The 15,955-nt window shown below is 52.3% G+C and carries 19 protein-coding genes and 1 tRNA gene; 4 read left to right on the forward strand and 16 right to left on the reverse strand.

The window, feature by feature from the left end:
* The 3 genes from GWK74_03875 to GWK74_03885 are packed head-to-tail and all read right to left on the reverse strand — an operon-like array spanning position 1 to position 4,275.
* Complete coding sequence (locus tag GWK74_03875) at positions 1 to 1,392, reverse strand: hypothetical protein (protein QHU90627.1); 1,392 nt, start codon at positions 1,390 to 1,392, stop codon at positions 1 to 3.
* Positions 1,393 to 1,429: 37 nt separating this feature from the next.
* A complete protein-coding gene (locus tag GWK74_03880) occupies positions 1,430 to 3,919 on the reverse strand; it encodes an AAA domain-containing protein (protein QHU90628.1) in 2,490 nt (829 codons plus the stop codon).
* Positions 3,895 to 4,275, reverse strand: coding sequence for a hypothetical protein (locus GWK74_03885; protein QHU90629.1), 381 nt, complete (start codon positions 4,273 to 4,275; stop codon positions 3,895 to 3,897). Before GWK74_03885 ends, GWK74_03880 begins: the two co-directional genes overlap by 25 nt.
* Before the next feature lie 44 nt (positions 4,276 to 4,319).
* Between GWK74_03885 and GWK74_03890 the strand changes: the two genes are divergently transcribed.
* On the forward strand, positions 4,320 to 5,585 hold the full coding sequence (locus tag GWK74_03890) for a DUF1727 domain-containing protein (GenBank protein QHU90630.1): 1,266 nt from the start codon (positions 4,320 to 4,322) through the stop codon (positions 5,583 to 5,585).
* The gene (locus tag GWK74_03895) at positions 5,582 to 6,301 is read left to right on the forward strand and encodes a glutamine amidotransferase (protein QHU90631.1); all 720 of its coding nucleotides are present in this window, start codon (positions 5,582 to 5,584) and stop codon (positions 6,299 to 6,301) included. The genes GWK74_03890 and GWK74_03895 overlap by 4 nt, the downstream gene beginning before the upstream one ends.
* 12 nt (positions 6,302 to 6,313) lie before the next feature.
* On the opposite strand, the gene GWK74_03900 is transcribed toward GWK74_03895, so the two are convergent.
* Complete coding sequence (locus GWK74_03900) at positions 6,314 to 6,691, reverse strand: hypothetical protein (protein QHU90632.1); 378 nt, start codon at positions 6,689 to 6,691, stop codon at positions 6,314 to 6,316.
* A 151-nt stretch (positions 6,692 to 6,842) separates the two neighbouring features.
* Positions 6,843 to 6,919, reverse strand: a tRNA-Pro gene (locus GWK74_03905).
* A 117-nt stretch (positions 6,920 to 7,036) separates the two neighbouring features.
* Between GWK74_03905 and GWK74_03910 the strand changes: the two genes are divergently transcribed.
* Complete coding sequence (locus GWK74_03910) at positions 7,037 to 7,327, forward strand: hypothetical protein (protein QHU90633.1); 291 nt, start codon at positions 7,037 to 7,039, stop codon at positions 7,325 to 7,327.
* A 174-nt stretch (positions 7,328 to 7,501) separates the two neighbouring features.
* Positions 7,502 to 8,005, forward strand: coding sequence for a CPBP family intramembrane metalloprotease (locus GWK74_03915; GenBank protein QHU90634.1), 504 nt, complete (start codon positions 7,502 to 7,504; stop codon positions 8,003 to 8,005).
* A 554-nt stretch (positions 8,006 to 8,559) separates the two neighbouring features.
* Here the strand turns inward: GWK74_03915 and GWK74_03920 are convergent.
* The 11 genes from GWK74_03920 to GWK74_03970 all read right to left on the reverse strand — a co-directional run bounded on the left by GWK74_03920 (position 8,560) and on the right by GWK74_03970 (position 15,922).
* Positions 8,560 to 9,048 (reverse strand): NUDIX domain-containing protein, encoded by a 489-nt coding sequence (locus GWK74_03920; protein ID QHU90635.1) that lies wholly within the window; start codon positions 9,046 to 9,048, stop codon positions 8,560 to 8,562.
* A 77-nt stretch (positions 9,049 to 9,125) separates the two neighbouring features.
* The gene (locus GWK74_03925) at positions 9,126 to 9,761 is read right to left on the reverse strand and encodes a 2,3-bisphosphoglycerate-dependent phosphoglycerate mutase (protein QHU90636.1); all 636 of its coding nucleotides are present in this window, start codon (positions 9,759 to 9,761) and stop codon (positions 9,126 to 9,128) included.
* A gap of 22 nt (positions 9,762 to 9,783) precedes the next feature.
* Positions 9,784 to 10,311 carry an NUDIX domain-containing protein gene (locus tag GWK74_03930; GenBank protein QHU90637.1) on the reverse strand — a complete coding sequence of 176 codons (528 nt, stop codon included), beginning with the start codon at positions 10,309 to 10,311 and terminating at the stop codon, positions 9,784 to 9,786.
* The gene (gene rny / locus GWK74_03935) at positions 10,308 to 11,798 is read right to left on the reverse strand and encodes a ribonuclease Y (GenBank protein QHU90638.1); all 1,491 of its coding nucleotides are present in this window, start codon (positions 11,796 to 11,798) and stop codon (positions 10,308 to 10,310) included. The genes GWK74_03930 and rny overlap by 4 nt, the downstream gene beginning before the upstream one ends.
* Before the next feature lie 155 nt (positions 11,799 to 11,953).
* Positions 11,954 to 12,328, reverse strand: a complete 375-nt coding sequence (locus tag GWK74_03940; GenBank protein QHU90639.1) for a hypothetical protein — start codon at positions 12,326 to 12,328, stop codon at positions 11,954 to 11,956.
* A complete protein-coding gene (gene tsaE / locus GWK74_03945) occupies positions 12,325 to 12,801 on the reverse strand; it encodes a tRNA (adenosine(37)-N6)-threonylcarbamoyltransferase complex ATPase subunit type 1 TsaE (GenBank protein ID QHU90640.1) in 477 nt (158 codons plus the stop codon). The genes GWK74_03940 and tsaE overlap by 4 nt, the downstream gene beginning before the upstream one ends.
* Positions 12,798 to 13,382 carry a hypothetical protein gene (locus tag GWK74_03950; GenBank protein ID QHU90641.1) on the reverse strand — a complete coding sequence of 195 codons (585 nt, stop codon included), beginning with the start codon at positions 13,380 to 13,382 and terminating at the stop codon, positions 12,798 to 12,800. The genes tsaE and GWK74_03950 overlap by 4 nt, the downstream gene beginning before the upstream one ends.
* Positions 13,383 to 13,409: 27 nt before the next feature.
* Positions 13,410 to 13,697 carry a hypothetical protein gene (locus GWK74_03955; GenBank protein QHU90642.1) on the reverse strand — a complete coding sequence of 96 codons (288 nt, stop codon included), beginning with the start codon at positions 13,695 to 13,697 and terminating at the stop codon, positions 13,410 to 13,412.
* Positions 13,694 to 14,323: a hypothetical protein gene (locus tag GWK74_03960; protein QHU90643.1), complete on the reverse strand. Its 630-nt coding sequence runs from the start codon at positions 14,321 to 14,323 to the stop codon at positions 13,694 to 13,696. Before GWK74_03960 ends, GWK74_03955 begins: the two co-directional genes overlap by 4 nt.
* Positions 14,320 to 14,880 (reverse strand): hypothetical protein, encoded by a 561-nt coding sequence (locus GWK74_03965; GenBank protein ID QHU90644.1) that lies wholly within the window; start codon positions 14,878 to 14,880, stop codon positions 14,320 to 14,322. Before GWK74_03965 ends, GWK74_03960 begins: the two co-directional genes overlap by 4 nt.
* Positions 14,873 to 15,922, reverse strand: coding sequence for a pilus assembly protein PilM (locus tag GWK74_03970; protein ID QHU90645.1), 1,050 nt, complete (start codon positions 15,920 to 15,922; stop codon positions 14,873 to 14,875). The genes GWK74_03965 and GWK74_03970 overlap by 8 nt, the downstream gene beginning before the upstream one ends.
* Between the last annotated feature and the right edge of the window lie 33 nt (positions 15,923 to 15,955).

The raw sequence follows: 15,955 nt of genomic DNA on the forward strand, positions 1-15,955 counted from the left end.
CTAGACGATACCCTGGTCGATGACGGGGTATTTTTGTTGGAATTCCTCAGTTGTTGGCAATGTCAACTTGCCGTCTGTCATGACTTTGATTTCACCTTGAAAATGATCATATGCCTCATATACCGACAGGCTGGGGGTTATCATCCGCGGTAATTTATGGATGAAGTCCATTGCCCATATTATTGCTGGTGTATAGACGTCTTGTTCACCTCCACTAAAACCTATCAGCGTTTCTCCGCTCAGAGACCACATCAACTCATCATGAAATACTTTCGCTGGTTGATACTTAATTTCTTCTTCGGTAACGGTCGTGAGGCGCTCTATCGTGGCATCGAACTCGCGCCGCGATTGCTCTTTTTGTCCTAATTCCCGCACGTCATCAAAGAGCTGCAATAGAGCCGTTGACAAAAATCTATCAGCATGAGCCTGCTGCGTTTCTAGCTCGCTGAAGTCAGTTGTCATGCCCATATCACGGCGCACTCCTCGCGCCACCCGTTCGTACTGTATCGCATCACATGTCTTTTGATATTCTTGGTACTTGTCAGCAAACGTAAGCGCAGCAGGACTATATTGCGGCGTACTAAACATAAACCAAATATCTCTGACATTTATCTTTCGTAGGTCAAGATCCCAATAATCTAGATCAGTGTGGTTCGGATTGATTTTTCTTATAAGAGAAGACCAATCCGAACCGGCAGCCCACCATAATGTTCTCCTTTCCAGCTCCTCATTAATACGATCAAGGTCAATAATAATATTGTCAGGACAGTTGTATATTGCCTGGCTGAAGCGCGTCACCTGCTCTTCAAACCATTTTTTCTCTGTAAGTTGAGCGCCGACCGCACCCATTGCACCACCCACAACAGCCCCAGCCGTCGTTAGCAGTGGCTCACCGGAACTGAGCAGCGATGCGCCACCGCCAGCAACAAAACTACCGAGACCGAGAGCGCCTATATCTCGCAGTGTCAATTTAGTATGTTGATCCTTCTGGGTTACATCATTAAGTTGCCCCGCGATATCCACGAGAGTCGGATCTTGACATATAATAATGTAGTTTCGAAATATACGATCCTTGCAACCATCAGTCTGCATATACCAGATGGAGTTCAAGCACCCTCCCAGAAGTACTCCGTCTGCGACGACACGATAGGGTTTTTGTATCTTATTTAAGAGGTCTAGGTCTAGATTAGTCGGCTCCTCACCCTTTTGTGTCTGAACAGGTGCCAATACCTTGACGCCCCCTCGCGGTATGGCACGACGTGTCCGCTCGGTTAGTTGTCCACTTTCATCAATAAAACCACTCGCCACGAGCTCTTCAATTGAGTTGGGGTTGAGTGATCGCTCTTTAACCTCATTTCCGTAGCTGGAAAATTCTATATTACTCTGAACCACGCCCTCATTATACCACATTATAAATATATTTGCAACTCTACTGTCCGAGTGATATCGGCGGCACGCCCGGACCTGGGGGCACCATACTACTGCCGTCGGCCGCCTCGCCGACCACCGCTCGTATCTGCTCCGCCGTGATAATCGTCGTTGAGCCCGGAGCGACAGAGCCAGCGAGCAGCTGCTTGGCGACGGTATTCTCGACAGCTCGCTGCACCACGCGGCGCATCGGACGAGCGCCAAGGCGCGGGTCATAGCCAGCGTCAACCAATATTTTTTTGCCCGCCTCTTCGACAGCGACTTGGATTTTTTGTGGCGCCAGCGTTCGATTGATACCAGCCAAAATGAGATCAACGACCTGCAGCAGCTCTTCTTTGCCCAAGGGACGAAATAGCACAATCTCATCAAACCGGTTGAGAAACTCCGGACGAAACAGATTGGCATTAATCAGCTCGTTGATAAATGTTTGCTCAAACTGCTCCAGCTGGTAGCCACGCTCGATGTATTCGCGAATCCGCTCAGCGCCAGCATTCGACGTCGCAATGACTAGGCAATCACGAAAACTAATGTCGCGGTTTTTCTCGTCGCGTAAAATTCCCTCGTCTAGTAGCTGCAAAAGCGTCGTGAGTACCTGCGGGTGGGCCTTTTCAATTTCATCGAGCAACACCACCGAGAATGGTCGCTTTTGCACCTGGGCAGTCAAGCTCATCGGATCATTCGCCCCATCAGCGATCAAGCGCGCCACGTCCTCGGCCCGCACAAACTCGTTGAGATCCAGCCGGATTAGGTTGCCCTCGCCACCAAAGTAGATATCCGCCAGCGCTTTGGACAGCTCAGTTTTACCGACACCAGTTGGGCCAAGGAACAGAAACGTACCAATCGGCCGATCAGGATTGCGCACGCCGGCACGCGCTCGCCGGATCGCATCAGAGATGACGCTGACGGCGCGCGTTTGGTTGATCATGCGCTGATGAATCAGGTCTTCGAGGTTCAAGAGTTTTTCCCGTTCGTCGTCAGTCGAGGCGATCGCAATCTTGATACCCATGGTTTTTTCGACTGCATTATCAACCGACTGGGCCGTCACGAGACCGGACGACGCATAATGAGCTGCCGCCTCCAGCACCTTGAGCGCCCGACCCGGCATCGCCACGTCTTGGACGTACCGCTCGCCGACGCGGTAGGCTTCAGCGATGGCTTGATACATGTAGGTCACTTTGTGGCGATGTTCGAGGCTGATCAGCTGATCACGCATAATTCGCACCGTCTCCTCGGGTGACGATGGCTCGATGACAATGGTATTGAGCGCCGTCGCCAGCTGGGCATTACGCTGAGAAATTTGCAAGTAGCGCTGGCTATCCATGGTGAGGATAATCCGCAGCCTACCCGCCTCCAAAATTGGCAGTAGCAAATTACTCAGATCAACCGAACCGACGCCTTCTTCAAAAAACAGCTGGGCATTATCGAGGCACAGAATCACATTCTTTGATAAAAATGCTTCGTTGAGAATCTGCGTCACCAGTCCTTCTAGCTCGCCCCGACCGGCTGCCGCCGAAATCAGCGATGAGGCGTCCAGTAGGAAAATCTGCCGATAGAGCAGCGACGACGGCACGGTTTTATGTCCATCAATGAGCATCTCGGCGAACGCCGCCACGACCGTACTTTTGCCAGCTCCATCAAGCCCGACCAGCGCTGCATTTTGCCGGCCGTTCGAGCCAAAAATTGTCATCAATTGATCCAGCGCCGCCTGATGAGCGTCCAGCTGCGAAATCATCGTCCCGCCCGATACCTGCAGGCTGAGGTTCTGGGCGAACCGGCTCAATAGCGGCGTATAACCAAACGACCAGTCGCGAGCGATACCACCGGTGTGAAGCGGCTTTTGCTTGAACTGCTCGATCAATGACTTGAGGCGCTCATACCACATAATACCACCCAATACATCACGAAAATCAATTTTCAAATTCGCGAGCAAGGCATCATGGTTCGGAAATTGCTCAACAATCGCCGCCGCCAGCACCGCACCCGTTACCTTTGGGCTGTTGGTGTCACGCCAAATCCGCAGCGCCGATTGCCACAGGGCCGGCGTATTATTGGGATCATCCGAGGCGATATTCGCTAAAAAGTTCGGTGTGAGGCCCAACCGCACCCCGAGGAATTGCCCGGCCCGCGACTGACCAACCGCCAGCGCGATCTCTTTTGGCGTCGGTCGCTGACTCAGGCGGCCCAGCACATCCGCTGCCATCACATCATCAATCGTCTCCGCTCGCACACTCACCGCCATCGTCTTGAGATCGCCCTGCCACCACACACTGAGCATCACCAATGGCCCCACCAGACCAATCATCAACCAGCCAATCGGCCCGTGCTTGATCAATAGCCAAACGCCGCCCAGACCCAATGCAACAGCAACGAGCACCACCAAGACATGCCAGACCGCACCAAACCGCGCCGTGAACCGCGCCTTTTGCGCCCGCAGGCTGTGATAGCGAAACTCCGGCCGCACCTCGTTCATGCCAATACCCTCATCTGCCACAAGATAATTCCTATCACCGGTGTTACGGGTAGCAGTGCCCACACCACGATGCTGCCGACCGCCCACACCGCCCGCAGGCTGATAACCACCAGCCCCGCAAACAGCACCAAAAGCCGCACCACCGCACCAACTGCCCGTGAGAACAGCCGGTCAAAAAAAGCCTGCATCTTGACCGCGAGCGGCGCCTGAGCACGAACTTGTCCTGCAGAAATTTGGCGAAATGGATCGAACAGCGTCCGCACCAACAAACCGATTGAGAAAAAATCAGCTGTCCGCAACACACCGAGACCAACGCGCTGCATATGCCGCCGCCAGCCTGCACCATACCACCACTGGAAAATACCCACCAAAAACATAGTTCTATTGTAGCACACTGCTTGGGCGCGGTATAATACGAAATATGTCACGACAGATTCTCAGCACACTCATCGGCAAAACCGTCAAACAAGCTGCTCGGCTGCGCGGTGGCGGCTCGGCGCTCCCGGGGCTGGTCATCGAAAAGATCGACCCGAGCTTTATCGCTCGTACCCTGGCGCAAATACCGCACGGCGTGGTAGTTATCAGCGGCACCAACGGCAAAACCACCACTACTAAGATTGTCGTTGAACTACTCGAGGCGGCCGGCCTCAAGGTTTTCACCAATCGCACAGGCAGTAATTTCTCGCGCGGCGTGGCGGCAGCACTGCTCGGCGAGGTGGACATGCGCGGGCGGCTGGATGCCGACATCGCGGTGCTGGAGCTTGACGAGGCCTGGGCAGTCAAGTTTGTTCAATTAGTGCCGCCGCGCTACAGCCTGCTACTCAACGTCATGCGCGATCAGCTGGATCGGTTTGGCGAGATCGACACGGCAGCTGGTTTCTTGGCAAAAATCGCGCAGGCAACCACCGATACCGTGGTGCTCAACCGCGACGACCCACGCATCTACCGCCTGCACCAAAATACGGCGGCAAACGTAGCGTTTTTTGGCACGACCGACCAGCTGTTGAAGCTGATGCCGACTGACGATGCGCTCAAGACCGGCCAGGCTCAGGCCAACCAGACAGCCCCGGCTGACGTGCTACTCACGGACATTGATAAGCAACTGGCAACCTTTCACATTGACAATGCCAAGCACGCGGTGCGAATGCGGCTGAATGGCGTGTATAATCTGTTGAACGCGGCGGCGGCGCTGAGTTTGGTACGACAAATTATGGGAGAGAAAGCCGAGTTAACGACACTACTAGGCGCCCTGTCAGACGTAGCGCCAGCATTTGGCCGAGGCGAGACCATCGTGATTGACGGCACGCCGATTGAACTGATTCTCGTGAAAAATCCGAGCGGCTTTCGGCTCAGCCTGCTGTCATTTGCCGACGGGACAGCCGATACGATGATTGCTATCAACGACAACTATGCCGACGGGCGCGACGTTAGTTGGCTGTGGGACGTGAACGTTTCGCGCCTCGAGCAGGTGGCGGTGGTCAGTGGTGTGCGCGCTCATGATATGGCACTGCGGCTGGAGTACGACGATATTACGCCAGAAATAATTGAGCCAGATTTGGCGGCGGCGCTGGAAAAATTACTGGCCCATCATCCACGCAGACCAAAACACATTTACTGCACCTACACGGCGATGCTGCGACTGCGCAAATTATTAGCAATCAAAACCGATGTGGAGGCCATCCGATGACGATCACGATTATTCAATTGTATCCGCGCGATATGAATCTCTATGGCGACTGGGGCAATACGCTGGCGCTGAAAAAGCGGCTGGAGTGGCGCGGTTTTACGGTCCGTATTATTGATCATAATCCGGGCGATACGACTGATTTTATGGCGGGAGATATATTTATCGGCGGTGGTGGCCAGGATGCCGGGCAAGAAATTATCCAGGACGATTTGCTGGCGCGAGCGGATGAGCTACGGCGCTTAGCGGAGAGCGGCGTGCCGATGTTGATGATCTGTGGTATGTATCAATTATTTGGCCGGGCGTTCACCACACATGATGGGCACGTGATTCGTGGTGCGGGGATTTTACCGCTAGAGACATACGCCAAGACAGAGCGACTGATCGGCAACATCACGCTCGAGAGCGAGGAATTCGGACAGATTGTCGGTTATGAAAATCATAGCGGCCAGACACTGCTCGACGACGAAGTGTTGCCGCTCGGGCGCGTGGTGCGGGGCGCTGGTAATGACGAGACTGGCCAAATCGAGGGCGCGAGGCTGCACAATATCGTGGCGACGTACCTGCACGGGCCGATCTTGCCAAAGAATCCACGACTTGCTGATTTTTTGATCACCGCGGCACTCACGCGAAAAGGCTATACCGATAAGCTCAGCACACTGCCCATCGACCGCACCGCAGAGCATGCGCAGCGGGTGGCGATGGAGCGAGGGCGGTAAGCTCAGTGCGGCCTAGCGGTCGCTAGTGGAGACGATGAGGTTAAAATGATCAACCTCAAAACCTTTAGAACTATCGATGAGCGCCATAATAGCTTCTCCTTCAAAAAAGCTGTAGGGAGGCTCAGTCATTACGCCTATAAGATCTGACCAATACATGCTTCCACCGTTAGCCTGTAATATTTCTCGAACAGTCGCTTGGCGCTCTCTATGCTCACATACAGTTATTTTCTGATCCCCAACTGCAACCTTGCCTAAAGCTTTCTCTGCCGCCTCACGGCTCAGCCGCTGACCTTGCTCTTCTTCAGAAATGTCCAACTCAATGAGTTTGGCGCGTGATTCGCCTGTCGGGACATTGAGGTTTCCAAAAATTTGCTCATGACCTCCGTTCATCCTTACGCTCCTTTCATTATAGTCACTATTTGATTATATCAGAGGCTGATTAATAGCGTAAGATTACAGGAACGCGTGTATCATAGCCACGACAGACTGAAAACGCCCCCGGAGCGGAACTCCGAGGGCGCGTGTTCGAACAAGATGAGTGTGGTCGGGGTGAAAGGACTCGAACCTTCGACCTCACGGTCCCAAACCGCGCGCGCTAGCCAACTGCGCCACACCCCGAGAAGCTAATCTCGATACTCACTCCGCTCCATTCTATCACATATTACGCGGTAAGTATAGGGCAATAAATCAGGCAACATTTTAATGTCACCTCGCTGCTCATGCTATAATATACATATGACAAAAGCTCCAACCTCACCCTCACATAAACCTCGCACGAAACACTGTTTCGTCATCACACTCAGCGTCATTGGCGTCCTCGCACTTGGCTTTATCACCGTGTTTGAAATAATTCCCCGTATACCAATGGGCGACTATATTACCGTTGGCCGCTTTAGCAATCCACAAGACAACGCCGAGAGCCTGCGGAAATGTTTTGACAGAACACACATAGCCTACGAGATCAATGGCGACGAAATTCGTATCCGCAAATCACTAGAGCGGTTGTTCGTGGAACGGTGTACATGAGATCCAACCACGGTTAAAGTCTCGGTAATAAAGTGTATTTTCTGAATAATTATGCCCCGCATTAAGCACACTGCCCTCACAGCTCACCGCCGACAAATGATATATCTCTGTGCCATTGTCTGTGTGTGTCTCATGTTGCCCATTCTCATTTGCATCGGCATTATTCCTTGGAATATGAAGTTCACGGTACTCGTCGTCGGCGTAGTAGCGATGTACATAGTGATGCGAATACTCGGCAATACGCATAGTGACATCGGTATTACGCGGCAACGCACCATCTATTCACTCAAAACCGTGCTACCGATAACTATAGCTCTCATTGTCGCGGCCGGGTTGTTTCTACTCCTCGAAAAACCTCGATTCTCACCAACTGAAGGAATAGAATTTTATGTATGTTATATTCTCATCTCGTGCCCGGCGCAAGAACTGTTATTTCGCGGTATCCTCAGCCGTATGCTGCAAGAACTACGGCTACACCGGGTACTGGAGCTTGGCGTAGCAGCCACCCTTTTCGGTTATGTACATATCATCTACGGCGATATGCTCACCGTTGTTATCATGAGCGTCGTCGGCCTTTTCTGGTATCGGGCGTATCAGCGGTCATCGAATATCATCGGCGTAACGATAAGTCATGTGGTACTCGGGGTGATGACGATTGCTCTGGGGATTATCGATTAACATTGACAACCCTCATCCCATTTTGTTGAATGGTAAACAAGATGAGAGGGATGGAACAAGGATCAAAACCAGAAACAAAAGAACCACAGCCAGATTGCGAAGCGCAGCAAGATCAAGCACCGGGACTAGCACGATGGGCGGCACGAGCAATGGGTAGCCTGCTTGGGTGCAGGAGGGAAAAGCGCAGGCAGATATCCGAGTTTTCCCCCGAAGCGGTGAAGTGTGCCCTACTCGGGAGGGTCAAAAATCCAGCTGATAATGCGGTTGGGCAAGATTCAAATTCGCCAGAAGAGGATATTCAATACCCGTATATCAATCTCGATGACTCGCTCTATCGGTACCCTTTCCCGGCGGAATTGCTTCCAGGGCTAAAGCAATCGGAAACAACTCGCAAAGAGATGGAAGAACGGAGAGATGCTTGGAATGATTTGTATTTTCATTTAATCGAGCAGCTTGGAACCATCAAAGCGATGACTTTGGCATACGAGGAGCGCACTACCAAGAGAATGTCAAAAAGCGAGTATGATCTACTAGAAGAAAAGTATCAAGATTTGCTAAAAGTCTGCACCTTCGTCCTCGAAGAGCGAGATCGCGTCGACGAACTCATCCACACAGACCGATACGTCCCTCATGCACGTTGGAGCGCAGACACTATTTTTGCTTGAACAAACCAAGCTCCAAAGCCCGACCAATGGCAACCTTATATCCCTCGGGCATGTTGAGGCCATTGACCCTATCCGGAGAAACAAGCGCCAACTCTTTATGTTCATGACTAAAGTGCGGCGTTGCGCTCTCGACCGCTTTCGCAAAATATGTGACCACAAAAACGTGATGATACGGAAAATTGTGTACACCCAATTGTGAACATTCATCCCAACTGATATATCAATGTTCAGTTCTTCATGAACTTCACGTTGTACGCACACTGTTGGACTTTCCCCGAGATCTAATTTTCCTCCCGGCAGCTCCCATTCGTTACGCTCATTTCGCAAGAGCGGAATCTGACCGTTAAGGGAGATGACAGCCTTAACAGAAACTGGCAAACGCCCCGCTTAACCAAATAAGGCCGGGCGAGTGACTTAACTTCAATCGTTTCCTTTTGCCAAGCCTTAAACATAAATTACGCGTTCACCGCCTCAATCTCCACCGACAATACGTCTTTATTCGTCGGTAGATCAGACGTCGGCTCAAAGGTGTAAACCAGTAACTGGCCAAACGGCATTTCCACATGCGCCATGTCCGCTTCTGGCACGTGGTCGAGGTATTTCATTAGTGCGCGGATAGAATTACCGTGCGCCACCAATAGAATGTTCTCACCTGCCTGTAGTTTCGGTAGAATCTCTCGTTCAAAATACGGTACAACCCGTGCATGAACATCCTTGAGCGTTTCACCGCCTGGCACCGGATAGTCCCAGCCGCGTCGGATACCATTGAACGCTTCCTCGCCGATATCAGCCTTGACTTCCCACTTATTTTTACCGGTCAGATCACCATAGTCACGCTCGTTCAGCTCGGCCGCTTGTGTTGTCGGTAAGCTACCCCTACCACGCCCTTCAAGCAGTGCGTCCAGCGTTTGGTGCGTCCGCTGTAGTGCCGACGTATACGCCTCATCAAACCTGATGTCTTTGAGTAGCGCACCCAGTCGCACCGTGTCAGCTCGCCCCTTTTCCGTAAGACCCACGTCAGTCCAGCCCGTCCACTTGCCGAGCAGATTCCATTCACTTTCACCGTGTCGACTGATAACTAATGTTCCCATATTCCTCCTTCGTTTGTTTTTCCTACGAACCAAATCCCACGAATTGCGTAACCGCCTCTTGACGTTCGTCATTGCTGTCAACGATTCGCGTCTCGACATAGCCGCCTGGCCGACGATGAGCCCAATGCGGTATTGACCACGCAAATCCTTCATCGCTTGCCAGCACTGCGTCGCGGCCCAGGAACTGATAGGCGTCAATTTCTGACTGTTGCAAGACGATCTGCCCAAGTCGCTCATCATCCAGCACGGCCCGAAAGATATATTGATGTGCCAATCCTTTGTCGCTCGAGCGTGAGGCTACCGCAAAAAATGAGACTTCATCATCGGTGACGACCAACCCGACCTCTTCTTGAGTTTCGCGAAGCGCTGCCTGTAGCGGCGTTTCGTCAGCATCAACCATACCACCAGGCAGACTCCAGTGTGTCTTGTAGTACGCCTTGACCACGAGCAGCTCACCCGCGGGATTTTCGATCAGCAGTGCAGCACTGGCGATCCGAGTGTCCTGCGTCTTTAGCCACTCCTCATGCGGCAACCAACCACTTTTTATCATTTTGCGTACTCGATCGCTCGTGTTTCGCGGATAACGTTAACCTTGATGGTGCCTGGGTACTGCATGGTTGATTCAATTTTAGTAGCGATATCGCGCGACAGTTTGAATGCGCTCAGGTCATCAATGTCCTCTGACCGGACAATCACCCGCACTTCGCGCCCTGCAGAAATTGCGTAGGCTTTATCAACACCGGCAAAGCTGGTTGCCACATTTTCCAGATCACGCATTCGCTCCGCAAAGTTCTCGGCCGAGACATTGCGTGCTCCTGGCCGAGCAGCACTGGCGGCATCGCACACCCGCACAACCAGCGCCTCAGGAGTTGTTGCCTCAATATCATCGTGGTGCGCTTCGATGGCGTGGACGATCCGTTCATCCATGCCATATTTACGTGCTAGCTCAGCGCCGATGTGGTGATGCTTGCCCTCGATCTTGTGCGTCACCGCCTTGCCGACGTCATGCAGCAGTGTCGCGATTTTCGTGATGCGCACATCAGCGCCAATTTCCTCAGCGATCATCCCCGCCATCTGGGCCATCTCGGTGGAATGCTTCAGGACGTTCTGCCCGTAACTCGTTCGGAATTTCAGCTCACCGAGCAGTCGCTGCATTTCCTTCGGGATGCCGACGACGCCCGTCTCGCGCATGGCATCCTCGCCAGCCTGCTTGACTTCTTTATCGATCTGTTTTTTCGCCTTGGCGACGACTTCTTCAATGCGCGCTGGATGGATGCGGCCATCTTTCATCAACATCTCAAGGCTCAAGCGAGCCACTTGCCGGCGAATTGGATCAAAACTCGACAACACGATCATGCCCGGCGTGTCATCCACCAAAATATCAACGCCGGTCTCGCGCTGCAACGCCTGAATGTTGCGACCCTCTTTACCGATGATTCGGCCTTTCATCTCATCATCGGTCAGTTTGACAGCCGTGACTGTCCGCTCAGCCGTCACCTCGCTACTCATCCGCTCCATCGCCGTGAGCAAGATCATCTGCGCCCGTTCTTCAGCATCGTCCATAGCCTCATGTTGTAACTTCGCTACTAATCCAACCAGGTCATTCTTGATATCGCGCTCGGTCATTTGCATGAGCTTGTCGGCAGCATCCTTTTTCTTTAGGCCCGCAATCTTCTCGAGCTTCTCCTGCTGACGCATGCGAATAGTGCGAATCTCTTCCTTGAGATTGTCAACCTCATCTTCGTGTGCGCGCAGCTTCTCCGCCCGCTTGTCTAGTTCGTCCAATTTCCGATCCAGCGTCTGCTCGCGATCCGCCAACCGATTCTCGGTCTTTTGCCACTCGCGGCGGCGCTCATTTTCGATTTTTAAGGCTTCGTCCTTAGCTTTCAGGACAATGTCGCTCGCCTTACTTTTTGCCTCGGCGATGTCACGCTCAATTTGCGACTTGCCATTAGCTTGCCGTGTTCGCTGATAGGCGTAAAAACCGCCCACGCCAAGTGCCGCGCCAACCAAGCCGCCAATAACTATTCCTACCATATGATTTCCTTTCTTTTCTGACCAGTCGCCCCGGGTATACACCCCGAGAAATGTATCAACGACCGACCATATTCAACTGATGCAATAAAACGGCCCGAGCCACTAATCTAAAGCCGCCTTACTTTTATTGTACGATATTGCGAATGAAAATACCACTATTTGCGCGGAGCCGTGACGTGAGCCTCGCCGCCATATTCGGGGAGAATAATCGTGTCGTTTTCGGCGCGCTTCAGCCGCTCCAGGCAGTCATCTCGCCAGTGATCGCCACTACTGCCAACGATCGGAATGCCGAGTTCCTCCGCCAACGTGTTTGCCACCGCACAGCCAATCCTCAGTCCCGTAAAGCTACCCGGCCCACGCATGATGCCGATACCACTGATGTGGTGAATGCCGCCGGTCTGCTCATCCAAAAATCGTAGCAGCCCTCGGGCCAAACCACGACCCGCTTCCCAAGCCACCTCTCGCCAGGTATCACCCTGAATAATCGTTAAACGGCACGTCATCGTTGATGTATCGAGCAGAATAATCATGCCGACTCCTCGTCCGCCGCACTAATTGCCGCGAGGAGTGCCTGGCTCGTCGGCCCGCCAGCACTCAACGTGACACGCCGCGACTGTTCGTCAATTGCTAGAATCCTCACTGTCAGTCGATCGGCCGGCAGCACCTGCTCGACGGCATCCGCCCACTCAACCACTGTTACGGTCTGTGGTTGCATGGTTACCTCATGAATTTCTTCCGCCATGATACCCGCCTCACCCAATCGATAAAAATCATAGTGAGCCAGCGTCAAGCCGCCCGGCGACTGGTACACACGGGAAATAGTAAATGTTGGGCTTTGCACCGGTTCAGTAATGTCGAGCCCCTCGGCAATACCTTTCGTTAGCGTCGTCTTGCCAGCACCGATGTCCCCGACCAGCTCAATCACCTCACCACCCTTCAGGCTGCACCCAATCACTTGACCCAGCCGCTGCATCGCTGCGGTACTGGCGATAATTTGGTTCATTTGCTATCGCTGCCGTCAGCTTCGGCCGCGGGATGCGCCTTTCGGAATGGATTTTCGAACGTTGCCTGTGGCTGCACAACCGGCTCCTGGTGGCGGATCTCTGGCGTCTTGACAACGATATGTTCGTCAGTCACACGAACGATCTGCGAACGATGAATCAGCAGTTCAGTATCGCCAAAACTCTTGAGTAGCGGTCGCCGCACTCGGAGCTGCTGAATGACAAAATTACCGGCCTCCAACGTGTAGCCGATGACCTTGCCAACCTTATGATTTTTTTCATCAATGACCCGCTTGCCAACTAGTGCGAACTGAAACTCATACACTTCCTTGATCTTCAGGACGTCGCTCGGCATAATCAGCTCGTCCGCCGAATCAATGATCAGACCCAGCGGCCCAATTTCCCGCACATCGGCGATCCGCAGTAAACTCGGCGATTGATCAAGCGTCGGCCCTTCTAGCTCATACGCCACGATCGATAAATTGCGCGGGTCGATCACCGCCCGCGATGTCCGTGCCAGTTCCGAGCCAGTCTGCAGGCTCATCACCGGTGCGTTATCAAATCGTTCAGCAGAAATTAGCATACTTCTCACATTATAGCGATATCCACGCTATTCGGCAAACAGATTCGTCCGCCCCGCCGGCAGACTAAAATTGGCGTTGGCGGTATCGCGCGTGCGGAAACTGTTGATCTGGTCAATCGTCTTCTGGTCAAATCGCGTCGTCTGTTGTTGGATGGTATCTTCTTTTGGATTCGACGAGGCGAGTAGACTGTAGAGCAGGAAAATTGCCACCGACACACCAACCACCACCGTCAATGTATAGAGGATAACGTGGTAGCGATGGAAAAACCGCGACACCAGCGTACCAATTTGTGAAATATCAGGTGAATTTTTCATCGAACATATACCTCCACGTCCAGAGTTTGCGTACTCACTTGGCCTACCCCCTCAGCCTTGGACATACTGACACTAGCGATCTGCATCCGCGTCAAGTTCTGCTCAATCAAATGCATAAATCGAAGCAGCGCCATGTAATCTGTTTTTTCGTTGAGGCGGACCGACACTTTCATGCTTTTTGGCCCGGCAGCGCTGTTTGAACCAGAGCTATTATTCGTACCCGAGGTTCCTGATGAACCCGAGTTTGACTTGGCTCCAGCCGAGCCTGATGTGAAGGTGAACCCAGCAATGCCAACGCCTGATTGATTGGCGTAAGTAGTGAGGTCATTGATGATCTGATTCTGATATTGATATTGCTGAGTTTCTGCTACTAGCTGCCGAGCCTTGGCAACACTATCCTTATATTTCTCCATCTCCTTTTCCAGCCGCGCTAGATTCTGCACCTTAGCGTCAACCGCTTTTGCCTCAGTCTGAATCTTAGAGACTTCCCCAGCGGTACCCTGCAGCATGGTGTAGCCGAAATAAACGATCCCTCCCATGCCGACCAAGATCAGTACCAGCGACAGCGCAAAGACGATCCGCATGGTCACCGCCGGTGTCATTTTTTCTCGTTTTCTCTCACTCATTGCTTCGCGACCTCCGGCACCATCGTCACATTAATTGTAATATTGATCGGGTAACCGTCCTTGTTTTCTTTTTCGGCCACCGCCGAGGCGAGATTAACATCCTTAAAGAGGTTTGACTGCTGAAAACTGTCCTTGAGCCGCAGTGCATCGCCATACGTTTTACCGCGTGCGTTGATAGTCATCGGCGTGCCGAGCTTCTTGCTATCCAGTGTTAACGTTTGCAAAATTGTTCCCGATGGCATCGCCTGAGCGATCTTGAGTGCTACCTTTGAGTACCGCACGTCTTTATCAAGGATTGCTTTAGCAATCTTGAGGTTTGCACTAAACGAGTCATAATCCTGCTGGACTTTTTGATACTGCAGCGCCCGACGGTTACCCGTCTCAATCGTCTGTTGAGCAGTCGTTTTTGCATGCTCCATGATCAAATAAATACCTACTGTCGCCACGATGAGTAAGAAGCCGAGGATTAACGACACCACGCAGTAGCGCCACAATATTACATTTGACCGGCCGGCGACAATCTCACGTTTAACTTTCGGCGGTAATAGATTAATCATGCCAAATCTCCTCCGCTCGCACCAGTGATAAGCCAGCTGCTGTCATAAACCGCGGTCGTAGCTGTTTGGCCGGCGGTGCTAAATTATTAAAGTTCAGCGACTGCCACGGACTAGCCACTCGTGCTGGCAGGGTCAGCTCGCCCGTAAAGTACTCACCAAGCCCCGGCACGCTACTACCGCTACCAACGATTAGTACCTGTTCAAGGCGGGATTCATCCGGGAAGCGATCGGTGTAGTAGCGAATAACTTTCTGAATTTCACCAATGATGCGCTGCAAACTTGGCCGTAATGCCTCAGTAATTTTTTCCTGGCGAGGGCCGGTATTAAGGCCATTAAGCACCTTGAATTGGTGCGCCGTCTCAAGTGGTACGTTCAATTTTTTCGCGATGTCAAGCGTCAATGTATTGCCACCAATGTTTAGACCACCGGTCACGCGAATTGCTGCATCAAGAATAGCAATGTCAGTTGTTGCTGGACCAATATCGACAATAACCGTTGGCAGCGCCCCCTCTTTGGTTCGCTCAAGCAGTCGCGCCACCGCATTGATACTTGGCTCAATCATCGCCACCTCAATACCGCACGATTCAACAATTGCCAGCTGCTCGTCAACAATCTTTTGTGGCACTGCGCACATCAATACCGATAAATTCTCTTTGCCGCGCTTGATAATCTGATGATCGACGTAGAGCGAATCAAGCGGCATCGGCACATACTGCTCGACCTCGAGATTCACCGCCTCTTCAATCTTATTCTCCTGCTTGATCGGCAGCGCAAAGGTGCGCGCATATGTCTTGGTCGTTGGCAATCCCAGCACCACGCGGTTACTGCCAAGCCGTCCGACAATATTCTTTTCAAACATTTGATTGATCTTGCCGCAGAGATACTCTGCCCGGTCATCGCTCTCGTCCTTCGCCGGATCCAGCTCAATCGCGCCGTATCCATGCACCGTCATCCGTGCCATATCGACTGACATTACCCGAACGCCGGCCTTGTTAATATCAAGCCCGATGATCGGCTTTGACTTGTAGAAAATATTTGCCACTATCGTTTGCCCACATCTTTTCTTTTTGTTAAG

Source organism: Candidatus Saccharibacteria bacterium oral taxon 488 (genome assembly GCA_010202115.1).
Taxonomy (GTDB): Bacteria; Patescibacteriota; Saccharimonadia; order Saccharimonadales; family Saccharimonadaceae; genus Nanosynbacter.